This window comes from Phycicoccus sp., assembly GCF_035325325.1.
Taxonomy (GTDB): domain Bacteria; phylum Actinomycetota; class Actinomycetes; order Actinomycetales; family Dermatophilaceae; genus Phycicoccus.
Genome location: NZ_DAOLAC010000008.1, coordinates 86496 through 105224, shown reverse-complemented (window position 1 = coordinate 105224; position 18729 = coordinate 86496). Strand labels below are relative to the sequence as shown.

At 73.5% G+C, this 18729-nt stretch carries 11 protein-coding genes; 2 read left to right on the top strand and 9 right to left on the bottom strand.

The features are described from left to right. Positions 1–9 precede the first annotated feature (9 nt). The 5 genes from rpsR to PKA89_RS07625 all read right to left on the bottom strand — a co-directional run bounded on the left by rpsR (position 10) and on the right by PKA89_RS07625 (position 4919). Positions 10–246, bottom strand: a complete 237-nt coding sequence (rpsR, locus tag PKA89_RS07645; RefSeq protein WP_030526145.1) for a 30S ribosomal protein S18 — start codon at positions 244–246, stop codon at positions 10–12. A 110-nt stretch (positions 247–356) separates the two neighbouring features. After that, complete coding sequence (locus tag PKA89_RS07640; protein ID WP_324418201.1) at positions 357–935, bottom strand: single-stranded DNA-binding protein; 579 nt, start codon at positions 933–935, stop codon at positions 357–359. 47 nt (positions 936–982) lie between these two features. Then, complete coding sequence (rpsF, locus tag PKA89_RS07635; RefSeq protein WP_324418199.1) at positions 983–1270, bottom strand: 30S ribosomal protein S6; 288 nt, start codon at positions 1268–1270, stop codon at positions 983–985. Positions 1271–1300: 30 nt separating this feature from the next. Beyond that, complete coding sequence (locus PKA89_RS07630) at positions 1301–2683, bottom strand: hypothetical protein (protein ID WP_324418198.1); 1383 nt, start codon at positions 2681–2683, stop codon at positions 1301–1303. Positions 2684–2693: 10 nt separating this feature from the next. Then, positions 2694–4919, bottom strand: coding sequence for a transglycosylase domain-containing protein (locus PKA89_RS07625; protein ID WP_324418196.1), 2226 nt, complete (start codon positions 4917–4919; stop codon positions 2694–2696). Between the two features lie 213 nt (positions 4920–5132). Between PKA89_RS07625 and PKA89_RS07620 the strand changes: the two genes are divergently transcribed. Both PKA89_RS07620 and PKA89_RS07615 read left to right on the top strand, forming a co-directional pair. Then, positions 5133–5696 carry a PadR family transcriptional regulator gene (locus PKA89_RS07620; RefSeq protein ID WP_324418194.1) on the top strand — a complete coding sequence of 188 codons (564 nt, stop codon included), beginning with the start codon at positions 5133–5135 and terminating at the stop codon, positions 5694–5696. A gap of 64 nt (positions 5697–5760) precedes the next feature. Then, positions 5761–6852 carry an inositol-3-phosphate synthase gene (locus PKA89_RS07615; RefSeq protein WP_324418192.1) on the top strand — a complete coding sequence of 364 codons (1092 nt, stop codon included), beginning with the start codon at positions 5761–5763 and terminating at the stop codon, positions 6850–6852. Positions 6853–6964: 112 nt separating this feature from the next. Here the strand turns inward: PKA89_RS07615 and PKA89_RS07610 are convergent, their stop codons facing one another. Genes PKA89_RS07610 through PKA89_RS07595 form a run of 4 tightly spaced genes read right to left on the bottom strand, consistent with a single transcriptional unit; the run spans position 6965 to position 18446 of the window. Next, positions 6965–9493 carry a transglutaminaseTgpA domain-containing protein gene (locus tag PKA89_RS07610; protein WP_324418190.1) on the bottom strand — a complete coding sequence of 843 codons (2529 nt, stop codon included), beginning with the start codon at positions 9491–9493 and terminating at the stop codon, positions 6965–6967. Continuing rightward, complete coding sequence (locus PKA89_RS07605; RefSeq protein ID WP_324418188.1) at positions 9490–11127, bottom strand: DUF58 domain-containing protein; 1638 nt, start codon at positions 11125–11127, stop codon at positions 9490–9492. The genes PKA89_RS07610 and PKA89_RS07605 overlap by 4 nt, the downstream gene beginning before the upstream one ends. Positions 11128–11137: 10 nt before the next feature. Beyond that, a complete protein-coding gene (locus PKA89_RS07600) occupies positions 11138–12109 on the bottom strand; it encodes a MoxR family ATPase (RefSeq protein WP_324418186.1) in 972 nt (323 codons plus the stop codon). A 46-nt stretch (positions 12110–12155) separates the two neighbouring features. Further along, on the bottom strand, positions 12156–18446 hold the full coding sequence (locus tag PKA89_RS07595; RefSeq protein WP_324418184.1) for an Ig-like domain-containing protein: 6291 nt from the start codon (positions 18444–18446) through the stop codon (positions 12156–12158). Positions 18447–18729 lie beyond the last annotated feature (283 nt).

Sequence of the window (18729 nt, the reverse complement as noted above, 5' to 3'; positions counted from 1 at the left end):
CTCCTAGGCTCAGCGGGACGAGGACGAGTACGGCAGGAGCGCCATCTCGCGCGCGTTCTTCACCGCGTTGGCGATGAGGCGCTGCTCCTGGACGGAGACGCCGGTCACCCGACGGGCGCGGATCTTGCCGCGGTCGGAGATGAACTTGCGCAGCAGCGCGACGTCCTTGTAGTCGATGTTCTCGACCTTCGCCGCCTTGAGCGGGTTGGCCTTCTTCTTCGGCTTGCGAATGGCGGGCTTGGCCATCGTGGTGCTCTCCTTCTGCCGGCCTCGGCCGGCGGATGAGCCCCGGTCTCCCGGGGATGGTGTCTGTCGGTGTGGTGTGGACCGTCAGCGGGCGGGTGCCCGGCCGTCGGTCAGAAGGGGGGCTCGTCGTAGCTCGGCGCCTGGCCCCAGCCACCGCCCTGCTGGCCACCCTGCTGCGGCTGCTGCGGGGCCGGCTGGCCACCGCCCCAGCTGCCGCCCTGCTGGCCGCCGCCACCCTGCTGGGGGGCGGCGCCGCCGGTGGCCCACGGGTCGTTCTGCTGGAAGCCGCCACCGCCGCCACCGAAGCCGCCGCCGCCACCGCCGCGCTCGGCCTTGGTGACCTTCGCGGAGGCGTACCGCAGCGACGGGCCGACCTCGTCGACCTCGAGCTCGACGACGGTGCGCTTCTCGCCCTCCTTGGTCTCGTACGAGCGCGACTTCAGCCGGCCGGAGACGATGACGCGCGTGCCCCGGTGGAGCGACTCGGCGACGTTCTCGGCCGCGTCACGCCAGATCGAGCAGCGCATGAAGAGGGTCTCGCCGTCCTTCCACTCGTTCGACTGGCGGTCGAACTGGCGGGGGGTCGACGCGACGGTGAAGTTGGCGACCGCGGCACCCGAGGGGGTGAAGCGGAGCTCGGGGTCGGCGGTGAGGTTGCCGATGATGGTGATGGTGGTGTCGCCTGCCATGACGTGCGTCCCTTCGGGGGTCGGTGCGTTGGGCTGGGGACGGAGACTCAGGCGCCGGGGCGCAGGAGCTTGGTCCGCATGACCGACTCGTTGAGGCCGAGCTGGCGGTCGAGCTCCTTGGCCGTGGCCGGCTCGGAGGTGAAGTTGACGACGGCGTAGATGCCCTCGGCCTTCTTCTTGATCTCGTACGCGAGGCGACGGCGGCCCCAGACGTCGATGGTGTCGACGGTCCCGCCGTCGGTGGTCACGACCTTGAGGAACTTCTCCAGCGAGGGCTGGACGGTCCGGTCGTCGAGCTCCGGGTCGAGGATGACCATGAGTTCGTACTGACGCATGCGCTAACCCGCCTCCTTCGGTCTAGGCGGTCACGGTCTCTCCGTGACAGGAGGGTATGCGGTGTCGCCCACAGCCCCCCGCGGGTCGTCCACAGGGCGCCCGGCGGGCAACCGCCCCAGCGTACCGGGCGCGGCGGGTTCGTCCCAATCCGCGGGGGGTCGCCGCACGAGCACCCCCCACGTCGCCCGCGACCACACGACCCAGCCGAGCCGGCCGACGGCGACGAGGCGCAGGCCGAGGGCCAGGGCGTACCAGCCGGCGGGCAGGCCGTGGCCGGGGTCGGTGGCAGCCGCCGTCCAGGCGAAGAACGCGACGAGGTGGACCACCTCGGCGCCGGCCCACAGCAGGTGGTCGCGCCACGGAACGCCGGCGAGCGCGACGAAGGGGACGAGCCAGAGGGCCGACCCCGGGGGCAGGGCCGGTGCGGTCACGAGGGCGACGACGAGGCCGACGAGCGCGACGTCGGCCAGCGGTGGTCGGGGCCGGCGGCGCGACACGACGACGGCGAGGGCGGCCGCCACGGCGAGACCGGCGAGGGCGAGCACGGCGACCGACCATCCCGGGAGCGGGTGGCCGGCGAGGCCGGGGACCGACCACGGTGAGCCGGACCCCGCACCGGCGTCCCACCAGGCGCGGACCGGCCGGACGAGCAGCCCGAGGTCGACCGCGGCGACGGGTCCCACGACGAGGAGGAGGGTGACCCCGAGCGCCGCCACGAGCCGGCGCACGGCTCCCGGGACCCCGGGTGGGGGCACGAGGACGGCGGCGAGGAGCACCGGCAGGGCGAGCGGACCCCCGAGCAGAGCGAACGCCCCCAGCACACCGGCGAGCGTGACCCGGCCGCGGCTCCAGGCCCACACCGCCGCGACGGCGAGGGTCAGCGGGACGAGGTCGACCGAGAGCAGGACCCCGACGGCGAGGACCGGGGAGAGGGCCACCGCCACCGGGTCGGCCAGCGGGTGGCCGCGCACCGAGCCGACGGCGACGACGACGAGGGCGAGCAGGGCCGCCGCGAGGAGCATCCACAGGACGAGGACCCAACGCTGCTGCGACAGCCCGGTCCCGGGGGCGAGCGAGCCGAGGAGGCCGGTGACGAGGCCCCGGACGAGCGGCACCTCGAGGGTGGTGCCGCCGGTCAGCCAGGCACCGACCCCGCGCCCGGCCCGGTCCTCGACGACCGAGGCGAGCAGCGGCGACCCGCACATCCGCCACACCGGCGCCCGGCCCTCCCACCCGGTCGCGGCGCACGACGCCTGGCGCAGGGCCGCGACGGTCAGCGGGAGGGCGAGGAGGAGGACGACGGGGGCCAGTCGCGCCGGGCCGGAGGGCACCCGGGCCCGGGCACCCCGCGGCCCCCCGACCGCGGCCTCGAGCGACCCGGGTGACGAGGGGCCGAGCGGGTGGGTGCGCACGGGTCGGGCGTCAGCCGCCGGGCGACGCGCCGCCGGACGGTGTCGGCGACCCGCCCGGAGGGCTCGGCAGGGTGATCGAGGGCGACGGCGACGAGGACGGCGTCGGCGGCGCACTCGGGCTGGGCGGCGCGGTGGTGCTCGGCGGCGCCGTGGTCGTCGGCGGCGCCGTGGTGCTCGGGGGCGCCGTGGTCGACGGGGGCGGCGGGAGGACGTCCTTGTTGATGTGCGCCGGCTTCGGGAAGGGGATGACGTCCGTTCCCTCGAGCGCGACCTTCATGTACGCCGTCCAGACCCGGGCCGGGAAGGAGCCACCGGTGATGTCCCCGATGTTCGGGAGGTTCTCCATCGCCAGCTGCCCGCCGTCCTTGTCCTCGCGGTACATCCCGACGGCGGTGCCGAGCTGGGGAACGTAGCCGTCGAACCACGCGGACTTGAAGTTCTCCGACGTCCCGGTCTTGCCCGCGGCCGGCCGTCCCAGGTTCTGGCCGACGTACGACGCGGTCCCGCCGTTGACCGGCTCCTGCATCGCGTCGATGACGTCGGACATGAGGTCCTTGTCGAAGATCGGCTTGGTCTTCGGCTCGACCGTGATGGGCTTGACGTCGCTGTTGGGGAAGGCCACCTGCTTGACGAGGTACGGCTCGGCACGCACCCCTTGGGCGGCGATCGTCGCGTAGGCGTTGGCCATGTCCATCACCGTCACCGAGTCGGTCCCGAGGACGTTGGCGACGTTCGGGGTGAGCTTGGAGCGCACCCCGGCGTCCTGCGCGGCCTTCATCGTGTTCTGGGCACCCGAGAGGATGTTGAGCTGCGCGTACACGGTGTTCACCGAGTGCCCGGTGGCGGTCAGCAGGTCGATCCGGCCGAACTGCTCGTTGCCGAAGTTCGTCACGCGGCCCCGGCGCTGGTTGCTGTCGCTGGCTCCGGGGTCGGCGAACTCCTTGAAGTACTGCGGGCTGTGCCCGTCGAACCGCGACTGCGTGCTCGCCTTCTTGGCCTGCAGGGCGCCGATGAGCGAGAAGATCTTGAACGTCGAGCCGGCCTGCATCGTCGACTGGACGGCGTCGTTGAGCGGGCGCTTGGCGAAGTCGTCGCCCCCGTACAGGGCCACGACGGCACCGTCACCGGGCTTGATGGACACCAGGCCCAGGTGGATGTCGGCCCGGTCGGGACGCTCGGCTCGGACCGCCTTGATGGCGGCGACCTGCTTGGCGAGGTCGATCGTCGAGACGATCTTCAGGCCACCGCGCTGGACGTCGCTCTCGCTCAGCTTGTACTTGCTGACCAGCTCCTTCTTGATGAGGTCGACGATGTACCCGGCCGGCCCGCTCTGGCGCTTCGGCGAGTAGGGCTGCACCTTGGGGAAGGTGGCCTTCTGCCGGTCCGCGGGCGAGAGCCACTTCTTGGCGACCATCGCGTCGAGGATGTAGTTCGACCGTGACTCGGCGTTTGCCTTCTGCTGGTCGCCGAGGGTCGGGTCGTAGAGCGAGGGGCCGCGGATGACCGCCGCGAGCAACGCGGCCTGTGCCGGTGTGAGCTCCTTCGCCGAGACCCCGAAGTACGAGCGCGAGGCGGTCTCGATGCCGTAGGCGCCGCGGCCGTAGTAGATCGTGTTGAGGTAGTTCTCGAGGATCTGGTCCTTGGACTGCTGCTTGTCGATCTTCAGGGAGATGAGGATCTCCTTGGCCTTGCGCGTCAGCGTCCGGTCCTGGGTGAGGAAGTAGTTCTTGACGTACTGCTGGGTGATCGTCGACCCGCCCTGCGTCGCCTGCCCACCCTTGATGGCCACCCACACGGCCCGGGCGATGCCGCTCGGGCTGATCCCGCTGTTCTGGTAGAAGTCGCGGTCCTCGGCGGCGAGAATGGCGTGCTGCATGTTCGGCGAGATCTCCGACAGCTTGACCGAGGTGCGGTTGCCGCCCTCGTCGGAGAGCCGGGCCATCTCGGACCTGCCGTCGGAGTAGTAGACGATGCTCGCCTGTGCCGTGACCATCTCGTTCGGCTGCGGCACGTCGGTCAGCGCGTAGGCCACGAAGAAGCCGGCCAGCCCGAGGACGAAGGCGCCGAGCCCGGTCCACGCGATGCGACGGAGCCAGACACGGCGGCGCGAGCGGGGCGCGGCGCCCTTCGCGCCGGCCTTCCCGCCACGGCCGGGCGGACGGCTGCCGGGAGCGGCGGCTCGGGACGCCTGGGCCTGCTTGGCCTCGGCACGGGTGCGGGGTCTGCGCTGAGTCATGGGCTTCCGGGGATGGAGGTCAGGGAACGACGCGGCCTGAAGCCGCGCCCACCGGCCAGTATGACGACCCCGGCTGGGAATCCTCACATCCGCTGCGCGCCGGTCCCCGCCGCCCGACTGATGTATCGGGTCGATATATCCCTGTGTTAGCGTCAAGGTGACAAGGACCGAGTTTGTCACCTCGGTCCCCCGACGCCGACGAGAGGAGCCCCCGTGGTCACCCGCCGCGCCCAGCTCCTCGAGTTCGCCGTCCTCGGCCTCCTCCACGAGGGCCCGACCCACGGCTACGACCTGCGCCGCCGGCTCAACGAGGCGCTCGGCCCGTTCCGCGCGCTGTCCTACGGCACGCTCTACCCGGCGCTGAAGTCACTGCTCGGCCGCGGGCTCATCGCCGAGACGGCGGATGCCGCCCGCTCGGCCAAGCGGCCGCGCGTGGTCTACGAGCTGACCGCCGCCGGCAAGGAGCACTTCGCCGACCTCGTCGCCCGCACCGACTCCTCCGCGTACGAGGACGACGGTTTCGACGTCCGGTTCGCCTTCTTCGCCCGCACCGAGAGCGAGGTGCGGCTGCGCATCCTCGAGGGCCGGCGCTCCCGCCTCGAGGGTGACCTCGAGCGCCTCCACGAGCGCTCGGTCCGCCACCGCGAGCGCCTCGACTCCTACACCGCCGCCCTCCAGCGGCACGGTGAGGAGACGACCGAGCGCGAGGTCCGCTGGCTCACCGAGCTCATCGACGCCGAGCGGCGCCACCCCACCGACCCCGGCCCCCAGCCGTAGGCGCGGCGGCACCCGCCGCCGTCGTCACCGTCCCCGTCCACCCCACCCGTCCAGGAGCAAGCCCATGGGTTCCATCCGCGTCGCCGTCGTCGGCGTCGGCAACTGCGCGTCCTCCCTCGTGCAGGGCGTCCACTACTACCGGGACGCCGACCCGGCGTCCACCGTCCCCGGCCTCATGCACGTCCGCTTCGGTGAGTACCACGTGCGCGACGTCGAGTTCGTCGCAGCGTTCGACGTCGACGACAAGAAGGTCGGCAAGGACCTCGCCGAGGCGATCAACTCGTCCGAGAACAACACGATCAAGATCGCCGACGTCCCCACCACCGGGGTCACCGTGCAGCGCGGTCACACCCTCGACGGGCTCGGCAAGTACTACCGCCAGACCATCGACGAGTCGGGCGCCGAGCCGGTCGACGTCGTCCAGGCCCTGCGCGACGCCGAGGTCGACGTCCTCGTCTCCTACCTCCCGGTCGGGTCGGAGCAGGCGGACAAGTTCTACGCCCAGTGCGCCATCGACGCCGGGGTCGCGTTCGTCAACGCCCTCCCGGTGTTCATCGCCTCCGACCCCGAGTGGGCCGCGAAGTTCGAGGCCGCCGGCGTGCCCGTCATCGGCGACGACATCAAGTCCCAGGTCGGCGCGACGATCACCCACCGCGTCATGGCCAAGCTCTTCGAGGACCGCGGCGTCCAGCTGGACCGCACCTACCAGCTCAACGTCGGCGGCAACATGGACTTCAAGAACATGCTCGAGCGCGAGCGCCTGGAGTCCAAGAAGATCAGCAAGACCCAGGCCGTCACCTCGAACCTCACCGGCTCGCTCGCCGGCAAGACCGAGGACCGCAACGTGCACATCGGGCCGTCCGACTACGTCGCGTGGCTCGACGACCGCAAGTGGGCCTACGTCCGCCTCGAGGGTCGCGCGTTCGGCGACGTGCCGCTCAACCTCGAGTACAAGCTCGAGGTCTGGGACTCCCCGAACTCGGCCGGCATCATCATCGACGCCATCCGCGCGGCGAAGATCGCCAAGGACCGCGGCATCGGCGGTGCCCTGCTCTCGGCGTCGAGCTACCTCATGAAGTCCCCGCCGGAGCAGCGCCCGGACGACGTGGGCCGCGCCCGCCTCGAGGCCTTCATCACCGGCGACGAGGAGCGCTGACCCCCCCCGCATCGGGGGCTACGCGGCGGTACGTGCCGTGACCCGGGGGGTTACTGGGGTGTAGCGGGCGCGACACAGCGCGCCGCCGCACCCGCCGCGTGGTCGGGAGGCGTCAGGAGGTGGCGCGGCCGAGCCGGGGCAGGCTCGGCACCCGGAGCCGGCGCCACCACCCGGCACCCGGCGCGGTCCGCTCGCGCCGCACCCACAGCGGGCGCGGGTCGGCGTCCGAGCGCAACCGCGCCCAGCGGGTCAGGCCACCGCGGATGCTCGTGCGCGCCGCTTCCGCCTGGGCGTGCAGCGCGGTCGTCGCGTCCGGGTCGCCGTCGCCGGGTCCGAAGACCACGGCGTCCACCGAGGCGGCCACCGCGGACGCGGGGACGACGTCCTCGGGCGGTGCGACGTACCGCGCCTCGCCCTCCGCCCCGGTGCTCTCCTGCGCCCCGGCGAGCGCCACCGCGGCGTCGACCGCGTGCGCCTGCTCGCGGCGGGTCACGCCGCGCGGCACGGCGACCCCGAGCGAGCGGGACTCAGCGACGAGGTCGCGCCAGACCCAGGCCGCCCGCGCGGGCACCGGCCCGGTCGTGGCGTGCCGGCGGCGGCGACGGCGCTTGAGCCAGCGCAGCACGGCCACGTAGCCGAGAAGGAGCAGGACGAGGAGGGCGAACCCGGCGAGCACCTGGAGCCAGAGCGGCCACGCGGTGACGTCGAAGGGATTCTTCTTGCGCTTGGTGACGTCGGTCGCGTTCTGCGCCTGGTCCGGGCCCTGCAGCACGGACGGCGGGCTGACCCCGGCCGGCGGCGGCACCTGTGCCCCGACCTTCTGCTCCTCGGTCTTCAGCTGCTGCTCGCTCGGGGTCTTGTCGCGGCTCGGCACGAAGGTCGAGGACGCGAGCGGGAACCACGAGCCGTCGCCGAGCCGCACCTCGACCCACGCGTGCACGTCCTTGCCGCGCACGTCACCGCCGGCCTCCGGGGTGGCGCCCATGACGACGCGCGACGGGATGCCCAGCCGCTGCCCGACGAGGGCGAGGGTCGCCGCGTACTGCTCGTCGTTGCCGGCGAGCTTGCTCGAGCCGACGAACCGGGTCAGCCGCGAGACGGCGTGCCCGGGCAGGTAGACCTTCTCGTAGCTGTTCGGGGTCCCGCCGTCGGTGTACGTGCCCTCGGTGCGCATCGCGGTCGCGAAGGCCCGCAGCTTCGACCACGCACCGCCGTCCGCCCGGCTGGTCCACGCGTCGATGCGCGAGTCGAGGAAGTCGGCGTCCACCTCGCCCGAGGCGCCGGTCGCGACGTCGAGGTCCTCCGGGAGGGTCGTGGCCGGCGGGTCGGGCACGAGCGCCGTCATCGAGTAGGTCTCGCCGCCGAGCAGGCCGGCCGGCACGACCGCCGTCTCGGTGTCGGTGTTGAGCCAGAGCGCGTCCGCGAGGTCGGTGGCCCGCGGACCGGAGAACTCGATCCGCGTGGGGTCGCCGACGGTCGGCAGCCAGACGCCGCGGTAGCCGCCGTCCGGCACGGAGACGCGCACGTCGACCGAACGCCCCTCGGTGGTGGTGGGGGCGATGCGGGAGCCGACCTGCTGGAAGGGGACGCCCTCGTCGGTGCGGTCGGCGGCGCCCCACACGAGCCCGTCGTAGCGGTCGAGGGTGGCGAAGCGGACGGGCACACCGGAGGGCAGGCCGGTGACGCGCAGGACGACCTCGTCGTAGAGCTTGGCGTCGTTGGGCTCGGTGTAGCGACGGAAGCCGGGCAGCGGGCTCGCGAACTGCGAGACGTCGAACGGCGGGACGAGCCGGTTGCGCACGACGTCACGGGTGCCGGCCACGGAGACTCCGGGCAGGGCCGGGGAGGCGAAGGCCCCGGCGGCGAGGGCGAGGAGGACCAGCACGGCGCCGGTCGCGAGGCGCACGCCGCGGCCGGCGCCGTTCTGCACCGGCGGCCGGCTGCGGTGGGCGCGCACGACGAGCCACGCGACGAGGACGGCGGCGAAGCCGACCCCCTGGAGGAGCAGCGCCGCCGACTGGCGGGTCCCGAGGGCGATCGACCCGGCGAGCAGGAGGACCGGTGCCAGCGCGGTGAGGGGCACGCTCGCCCAGCGCCGGGCCACGCCGAGGGTGAGGGCGCCGCCCAACAGACCGGCCAGCCACGGCAGCGCGACGACGGGCCCGCGCGCGTCGACCGGCGGCAGGAGGGTCAGCCACCGCTTCCAGCCGGTCACCGCCCACTCGGCGAGGTCGACGAACGTCTGCCCGGTGGGCAGGATCCCGCCGACCAGGTTGTCGCGCACCGCGAGCGGGCCACCGAGGAGGAAGTACACGCCGACGAGGACGAGGAGCGTCGTGAGGGCCATCCAGCGGAAGGCCCCGGCGAGGTGGCCGACGACGAGACCGATGACGAGGCCGGACCACGCTGCCACCACCCACTCGACGCCGAGGAAGCCGGTGCGCAGCCCGACGAGCGCGATGCTCGCCAGCGCGGCCGCGAACGCGAGGTCGACGAGCGCGTCGCGGTCGGGGAGGGCGGTGCGCCACACCGGCGGTGCGTCGGCGTCGCGCGTGCGCCGCCGACGCTCGGCCCCGCCACGCAGTGCGGTGGCGAGGCTCGGGGGCGCCGCTCCGTCGGGGGCGGTGGAGAGGCCGCTCACGCCAGCGCTCCGGAGAAGAGGACACGGCGCAGGTCGGTCAGCTCGCGCACGTGGAGGATGACGATGGACCCGAGCCGCCGGATCCCGACCGGCACGTCGGGGTCGACGACGAGCGCGACCTTGACGACCTCGGGCTCGAACTGGTCGAGGGTGCGCTGCACCTGGATGAAGGCGCGCTCGACGCCGGTGACGAGCACTGCGATGCTCGCGTCCGGGGCGAGCGCGGCCGCCTCGCCGACCGAGCCGTAGAGGTCGAGCGGGCCGACCTCGGCCCGGCTCAGCGCGTCGAGGGTGAGCGGCGCGGTGGTGCGGGACGCGGTCTGGCCGTGGCAGACCACCGTGGTGTCCTGCTCGTCGAGGATCGAGCGCACGGCGAGCGAGGCGGCGCACGAGATGCCGAGCTCGACGTCGTCTTCGCCGTTCGTGTACACGTCCGGAGTCGTGTCGACGACGAGCGCGAGGTGCGAGCGCCGGGTGTCGAGGAACTGGCGGACGAGCAGCCGGCCGTGCTTGGCCGACGAGCGCCAGTGGACGTACCGGCGGTCGTCGCCGGCCTGGTACTCGCGCAGCGCGTGGAAGGCCAGGTCGGACATCGACAGGTCGGGGGTGACCTCGCCCTCGAGGTCGCGCAGCAGGCCGGCCCCGAGGCTGTCGAGCGAGATGGTCCGCGGGTGCACGTAGAGCTCGGTGCGCTCGGTCCACTGCACGGTGCGCCGCACCAGCCCGAGCGGGTCGCCGTGCACCGTCGTCGCCGGGCCGACCGGGACGACCCCGCGCTGGTGCGTGGGGACGACGAACAGCTCCTCGTGCGTGCGCTGCGAGGCGAGCGCCGGCAGGGTGAAGCGGGCGGCGGTGCGGCCGACCGGCAGCTCGACGAGGAGCGGGAGCATCCCCCGCTTCGAGGTGTTGGTCACCGCGATCCGGCCGGTCGCGGGGTCGCCGACGGTGACCCGCGCGGGCTCGACGTCGGCCCGGATGCGCACCTTGGCGCGGTCGAGCGCGAGGAGGAGGCAGGCGAGCACGAGGACCAGGCACGCGGCGGCGACCATCGCGAGCTCGGGCCAGGTGTAGCGCGCGGTGAGCCACCAGGAGAGGAGCCCGACGCCGAGGACGGTCCACCCGAGCGGGGAGACCCAGCGCACCACCTCGACGACGGGGTGCCAGACCCGACGGGTCTGCTCGGCGAGCGGGCGGATGCGCTCGCCGGTGAGGACGAGGATGCGCGCTCCCGTGTCGGTGAGGGCGCTCGGGACCTGGACCCGGGGCAGGGTGATCGTGCGGGTGCTGCCGTCGGCCCGCGACCGGGTGCGGGACGACGGGCGGGCGGCGCGGCCCTCGGGGGCGTCGGTGCGGCCCGGGCCGGTCGTGCGCAGCCGCGGGAGGGCGAGGCGCGGCCCCTTCCGGCGTCGTGCGGGTCGGTCCGAGCCGCGGCCCGTCGCCCGGCCGGCACCTCGGCCACGGGGGCGGGCGCCACCGGACTCGTTCTCGCGCAGGGCGGCCCGCGAGGTCGTGGCACCGTCGCCGTCCACCGGGCGGGCAGCGGCGTCCCCCGTGCGGCGCGCGGGCGCAGGGGTGAGGTCCGAGCGACGGACCGTCGACTCGGTGTCCTCGGGCAGCCCGGTGGGGTCGCTCATGCGGTGCGGCTCATGCGGGGACGCGCTCCGTGGGCGGAGCGACCTCGGCGAGGATCTGGTCGATGACCTGCCCGACCGTGACGCCGGCGAACTGCGCCTCGGCGGTGACGAGGAGCCGGTGGTTGAGCACGGGCTGGGCGAGCAGCTTGACGTCGTCGGGCACGACGTGGTCACGGCCCTGGCTGATCGCCCACGTCTTCGCGCAGCGGACGAACGCGAGGCAGCCGCGGACCGAGAGCCCGAGCCGGATGTTCACGTGCCGCCTGGTCTCCTCGGCGATCCGGGAGACGTAGTCGAGGATCGCGTCGTCGACGTGCACCTCGTCGGCGAGCTCGGCCATGTCGTTGACCACCTGGGCCGTGACGACCGGCTCGAGCGCCTTCGTGCGGTCACGGGTCGCGGCGTCGCGCAGCACCCGCACCGTCGCGTCGTGGTCGGGGTAGCCGAGGGTGGTCTTCATGAGGAAGCGGTCGAGCTGGGCCTCGGGCAGCCGGTAGGTACCCGCCTGCTCGATGGGGTTCTGGGTCGCGATGACCATGAACGGCTCGCCGACCGAGTGCCGGGTCCGGTCGACGGTGACGTGCCCCTCCTCCATCACCTCGAGCAGCGCCGACTGGGTCTTCGGCGAGGCGCGGTTGATCTCGTCGGCGAGGACGATCGTCGCGAAGATCGGGCCCTCGTGGAACTCGAACACCTTGGAGTTCGGGTCGTAGATGGTCACGCCGGTGACGTCGCTCGGGAGCAGGTCGGGGGTGAACTGGATGCGCGAGTTCGTGCCCTTGACCGTGCCGGCCATCGCCCGGGCCAGCTGGGTCTTGCCGGTCCCCGGGTAGTCCTCGAGCAGGAGGTGGCCCTCGGAGAGCATGCACGTCAGGGCGAGGCGGATGACGTGCTCCTTGCCGAGCACCGCCTTGTCGACGTTGGCGACCATGGCGCCGAAGGTCTGGGAGAACCAGGCGGCCTGGTCGGTCGAGACGGTCATGCGGAGGGAGTCCTTTCGCGGGACGGGAGGTGGGGGTCGGCGGAGGTCACCACGAGACCTGGTTCGAGGTGTGACAGGTGCCTCCACGGCAGAGCCGCACCGACACCGGACCGTTGCCGTTGGCGACGATGACGTAGCCGGACCACGAGTAGCCGTTGCCACCGCCGTTGACGTTGAGCGGGGAACCGGAGTTGACCGAGCCGGCACCGCCCCGGGTGAAGACCGTGACCGACCAGGTCGTGGACCCCGGGAAGTCCTTGATGTCGAACAGCACCTTGGGGCAGCCGGGCGACACGCGGCACGAGCCGATGCCGTTCGGGTCGACGGCGTTCGGTCCCTTGTGGACGTTGACGACGCTCGGCGTCGGCGCCGGGACGGTGACCGACTGGAACCCGGTCCACGAGGACCAGCCCGCGGCCGAGTGGGCGCGCACGCGGAGCTGGTAGGTGCCGGGACCGCGGTCGATCGTCTGCGAGGTCTTGTTGCCGCCGTAGGTGCCGTTGACCGCGCCGTCCAGCTGGACCTGGTCGATGGGGCGCCCGTTCTCGGGGAGGTTCCAGTCCCACCGTGCCCCGGTCGCACCGCTGCGCTGGCCGTTGAAGCCGGTGGGCGTCAGGGTGTCGCCGTACGGGGTCGCCGAGTCCGACGCCGGGTTCGACTGCGCGCCGGCCGTGTTCTCGGTCCGGACCGTGATCGTGCGGTTGCTCGTCGGGGAGGTGTCGAACGGTCCGACGGCGAAGGAGACCTGCGAGCCGGGCGCGCAGCCACAGGTGTGGGTGCCGGACTTTCCGCCCCCGGACCACCGGATCGCCGCGAAGCCGGCGGACCGGGGCTGGCCGACGGTCACGGTGAGGGTGATCTTGCGGTCCGCGGCCGGCGTCGTGGCCTTGACCGACGGGTTGCTCGGCACGCCGTTGGACGCGAACGAGGAGGCGTTGGACTTCGGGCCCTCGAGCCCGGCGCCGTTGGTCAACGTCACCGTGTACTCGTAGGTGCGCCCGTCGTAGGGCACGACGACGGTGGCCGAGCGCTGGTCGGGCGGCGCCGTTTTCGCGACCGTCCAGCCGCCGCCACCGACCCGCTGGTAGAGCGTGTACTGCGTCGTCGGCGGACCGTTCGGCGAGCCCTGCTCCCACGTGATGGTCAGCGTCGCCGAGTCCTGGGCCGGGCCGGGACCGCTCGCCTGGATGCCCGGCGCCGGCAGCGCCGGCGGCGTGCCGGCCGACTGCATCGTCACCGCGGGTCCGAACGGACCGGCGCCGAGCTCGTTCCACGCCTGCACCTGCACGTCCTGCTCGGCCATGTTGTCCAAGCCGGCCACGGTCGCCTGCCGGGTGCTCGCGGCGACGTCCTGGGTCTTGGTCTGACCGGTGGAGGAGATGAGCCGGACGACGTACTTGCGCAGCGCCGACCCCTCGTTGACCGGCTCGTCCCAGGCGATGGTCAGGGTGCCGTCGCCGCGCGAGACCATCCGGACGCCGGTGACCTGCTCGGGCAGCCGGTCCGGGCGCACCGGGGCGCTCGGCGCCGAGGGCTCCCCCTCGCCGATGCCGTTGACCGCGGCGACCGTGAACCGGTAGTCGAGGCCGTTCTTCAACCCGGTGACCGTGCACGGCGAGGCCGAGCAGGTGGTCTCCCCCGAGGTGCCGCCGGTCCAGCGGACGACGTAGGAGGTGACGACGGACCCGCCGTCGTAGGCCGGCGGCAGCCACGCGACCCGGGCCTGGCCGCCGGCGTCACGGTCGGCGACCGCCGCGACCTGCCGCGGTTGCCCGGGGCGGCCGAGCAGGGTCACCGACACCCGGCCCTGGGCCTCCCGCCGCGGTCCGTCGCTGACCACGAGCGCGACCGAGGCGGTCCGGGAGGGCTTCGCCCCGGCCGTCAGGGTCAGCTCGCAGCCGGAGAAGGACGTCGTCAGGCCGGTGCCGGACTCCACCGTCGCCCGGACGATCGAGCAGGTCGGGTCGAGCAGCGGGGAGTCGAGGTAGGCCGAGACGTCGACGGTGCGCGACTCGCCCTCCGTGAGCCCGTTGACCGAGATCGGCCGCAGCCGCGCCGGGGCCTGGGCGTCGCCGCCGAGGACCCGGACGGCGATGCCGGACGGCTGGGCCATCCCCCGCGAGGAGATGCGCAGCCGGCCGGTGGAGGTCTGCGCCGCCTTGTCGGCGTGGAGGGTGACCCGCCGGTTGCCCGGGCCGTCGACGCGCAGGTCGGCATCCGCCTCCTGCTCCCAGGACACGTCGAACTCGACGTCGTCGAGGGTCATCCCCACCGGGAGCCAGGCGTGGCAGACGGTCGGGATGTCGAGGGTCCGGTCGAGGCCGCCCGCGGTGATCGTCACGGCGCCGTCCGGGCAGCGGAGCAGCGGCACCTTGGGGCCGATCTGCACCGGGATGGAGACGTAGGCGGTGCCGAAGTCCTTCTGGTCGACGGCCGTCTGGTCGGTGACCTCGAGCATCACCGCGGCCGGGCCGACGTACCCGTTCGAGCTCGTCAGCTCGAGGGTGCGGTTGTCGGGGACGGAGACCGCGAGGTCCTCGGCCGGCGACGCGGAGACCGTCCCGGCGGTCGTCACCGAGACGACCCGTCCACGCGGCGAGCGGACGTAGTCGGCGAGCGAGACCGTCTTCGAGGAGTCGGGGTCCATCTGGACGACCTGGCCGGCGACGACGAACGGCTGGCCGTTGGCGCCGGTCGGGACGTGGATGAGCGCCATGGCGCGCTGCTGGTCCTCGTCCTCGATGACGTAGGGCACCGAGTAGGCGTGGTCGAGGACCTTGACCGAGACCCGGCCCTCGGGGGTGATGGTGGCGTCCGGGGAGAGGACGTCGACGACCTTGAGGGTGGCCGGGTCGGAGTCGACGTCGGTGTCGTTGGCCAGCGCGTCGACGACGGTGCTCGTCTCCCCCGGCTTCGGCGCGGCGACGTCGTCGTTGGCGACCGGCGGGTTCTTGTACCCCTTGACCGCGCGGACGAGGATGCTCGCCCGCGAGGGGTCGAAGAGGCCGTCGCTGATGCCGTAGACGAGGCGGTGCAGCTGGGTCGTGTCCTCCGGCACCCTGGTCTGCACGGTGTGGTCCTCGTCCACCCGCCACGCCTTGAGGTCCGCGGCCGAGTTGAGGCCCTCGGTCTGCACGTCGACGACGTCCCCGCGCGCGATGAGGTCGTTGACGAGCGGCTTGACCGTCACCGTCTTGCCCGGCGCCGCGAACACCTCGTCCGGCACCGCCACCGGCGGCTGCGGGTCGCCGGGCTGGACGACGCCGAGGCGCACGAAGGCCCGGCTCGTCGCCCCGAACCGGTCGGTGACCTGGTAGGTGATGACCTCGGTGCCGGCGGCGAGCGGGAAGGACTCGTAGCGGATCGTCGTCGGGCCGATGCCGACGACCCGACCGAGGGGGAGGTCGACCGGTCCGCCGTCGCTGCCGACGACCCCGGTGACGGTGACGCTGTCGCCGTCCGGGTCGACCCCGAAGGTCGGGATGGTCATCGTCAACGGGTCGCCGGCGGTGACGGTGGCCGAGAAGCTGCGCGCCACGGGCGCCTGGTTCACCTGCTGCGGCGTCGGGAGGGGGTTGACCTGCACCCGGACCCGCGCGGTCTGGGCGCGTTCCTTGCTGCCCTCGGCGTAGGCGGCGTACTCGATGGTGACGAACCTGGGCGCGCGCAGCCCCTGCGCCTCCGGGACGTAGCGGATGACGTTGCCGGAGGCGAAGGCGCGCTGGGCGTCGCCCTTGCTGACGACCTTGACGCTCCCCGGGTCGAGCCGCAGCGGGATGCCGTCGGCCATCGTGTCGTTGTCGAGGACCGGGATGCTCACCGTGTCGCCCTCGCGCACCGTGGCCTCGTCGTCCTGGACGAGCGGCAGGGAGTCGGCGAGCGGCCCCTGCTGGAGCACCTCGATCTCGCCGGTGGTGCGCTGGGTGCCGTCGCTCACGGTGTAGCGGACGGTGCCGCGCCGGCCCTGGTCGCCGACCGGAGCGGGGTCGCGGGCCTCGAGCCGGACCCAGCGGCCCTGGTAGATGGACGGCTGCAGCCAGGCGGAGTCGCCGCTGGTCTCGACCGCCGCGGTGACGAGGACGTCGCCGCGCGGCGAGTAGTCGTTGGCGAGGACGTCGACGATCGCGGGCGCCTGGTCGTGGAGGGTCGAGGTGTCCGGGACGGCGACCGGGGGCGCCCCCTCGGGCGGCGCGACGAGGTCGACCCGGATCCGGCCGGGGGCCGCGCCGGCTCCGGTGACGGCGGCGTAGGTCAGCTCGTAGGTGCCCGGAGCGCTGCCGGTGACGGTGACCGTACCCGTCGCGAGGTCGGTGTCGACCTGGAGCGGACCGACCGGACGCACCTCAGAGCGGAGCTTGAGGGTGGCGTCCGGCTCGCCCGGGTCGGCGCCGGCGATGTCGTTGCCGAGCGGCTCGACCTGGAGCGGCTTGCCGACGACACCGCGCACGGCGTCCGGCTGGGTCTTCGGGGCGACGAACTTCGTGTCGCCGCTGGTCCCGATGACCTGCGCGTTGACCGAGCCCTTCGTCGTCCCGCCGCGACCGTCGCTGACGACGTAGCCGATCGGCTGGCGCCCCTCCTCGACCGGGGCGGTGATGGTGACCCGGCCGCCGCCGTCGACGACGGCACCTTCGACGTCGGCGCGGGCGGCGAGCACGTCGTTCTCCGGGTCGCGCCAGTCGGCGAGCACCGGCACCGAGAGCCGCTTGCCGGCGATGACCGGGTAGACCTGCTGGGCGACCTTCGCGCCGCCCGGACGGATGCGCGGGGCGCCGTTGACGTCGTCGCCCACCACGCGGACGCTGACCTTGCCGGCCTGCTTCGAGGTGGCCTTGCCGTTGTTCACCTTGTACGAGAACTCGAACGAGCGGCCCTCGCTGCCGGCGGGGACGGCGAGGTCGATGGCCTGGCCGTCCGACGAGACGGTCGCGGTGGCACCCCGGAGGGTCGGGGCGCTGACGTCGCGCTGGTCGATGGCGAGGACCGACCCGGCGACGTCGGTGTCGTTGTCGAGGACGTGCAGCTTGCTCGTGCGGCCCGGGCGCACGGACTCGGCGTCGTCCACGGCCTTCGGTGGCTGCTGCGCGGCCGCCTCGTCGACGAGGTTCTCGTCCTTCTTCTGGTTCTTGTCGTCCTGGCGGGTGGGCGGGGTCAGGGCATCCCAGTTGTCGATCTTCGTCGGCTTGTCCTCGAGGTCCCAGACACCGCCGTTGTCGAGCTCGTTGAGGACGACGAGCCCGCGGTTGACGCGCAGGGCGACGCCCGAGCGGATCGGCTCGGGGCCGTCCGCGGGGAGGGTGGCGGTCGGCTCGTCACCCGCCCGGCCACAGTTCGCGCCGTAGAAGACCTGGGTCTCCTCGGCCCACGCCGCGTGCACGCAGCCGTCGAGGACGACCGGCCGCGAGACGAGGGTCGTGCCCGGCACGCGGTTGACCTGCTCGGACACGACGACGCCACCGGGCGACAGGCCGCCGTCGAGCGGCACCTGCGCGGCCCGGGTCACCGACTCGACGACGACGGTGTCGGCCTCCGGGCCGGGGACCTGGAGGGCGGCGAGCCGCGAGGTGTCGGTGGTCAGCTTGGCGTCGAAGCCGTCCGGATGGTCGGCGGTGTAGAGGCGGTCGGTCCCGGCGTCGTAGGCGACCCAGGTGGACCCGACCGCGGTGATGTCGGGCCGGGGGCTGCGCAGCGCCGAGCGGGTGACCGTCGGGGCGCCGAACCCGGTCGAGGTGGCCCGGACCGTGGTGACCGTGCCGTCCGCGCCGGAGACGGCGTGGATCGTGCCGCCGAGGTCGACGGCGATCGCCGCGTCGCGCCCGACCGACGCGACCGGCTTCGCGCCGGTGGCGACCCCCGGCAGGTCCGTGGTGCCCGAGCGCGGGTCGACCCGCTGGGCGAACACCTTGCCGCTCGCCGGGTCGAGGAGGGCGAGCGTGCCGCCGCGCAGGTCGACCGGGGCCGGGCTCCAGCGGCCCGGGACCGGCTTGACCGCGGGGACCGTCGCCGCCGGGTCGCCGGCGGTCGAGGTGTGCACGTCGAGGGGGAACAGCTCACCGGTGTCGGTCGAGAGGCCGAGGACGGCCGCGCCGTCCTGGAGGACGTCGAGCCCGCTGCCGGCGCCGGCGTCGGTCGCGACGCCGGTGTCCAGCTGGCCGATCGGGACGTTGGCCTTGGCGAACTTCCCCTGCGCCGCCGAGCTGACCCAGACGCCGGCGTCGTTGAGGTCGGCCTCGTGGACGGTCGTCCCGTCGCTCGCGACCGCGGCGTAGCCGAGCCCACCGGCGACGAGTGCGACGACCAGCGCCCCGGCGGTGCGCCGGCGCGCGCGGTTCCTCACCGCACGAGCCCGTGCGGCACCGACCCGTGTCACGTCTGCTCCTCACCCGCTCGTCGACCCCGTGGACGGGATCCCCCGCCGTCCCTGCCGCCCCAGAGTAACCAAGCGGGCAGGCCGGGATGCCCGATCGGGCCGGGGAGCACTCCCCACCCACTCCCGCCGTGCCGCCCCGATCCCGCCCCGCCGCACCGCCACGCCACCCCGGCCGGACGAAACGACGGCGGCACGACGAGACCACCCCGGCACCGCACAACCACACCGACCCCGCCGTGCCGCCCCGACC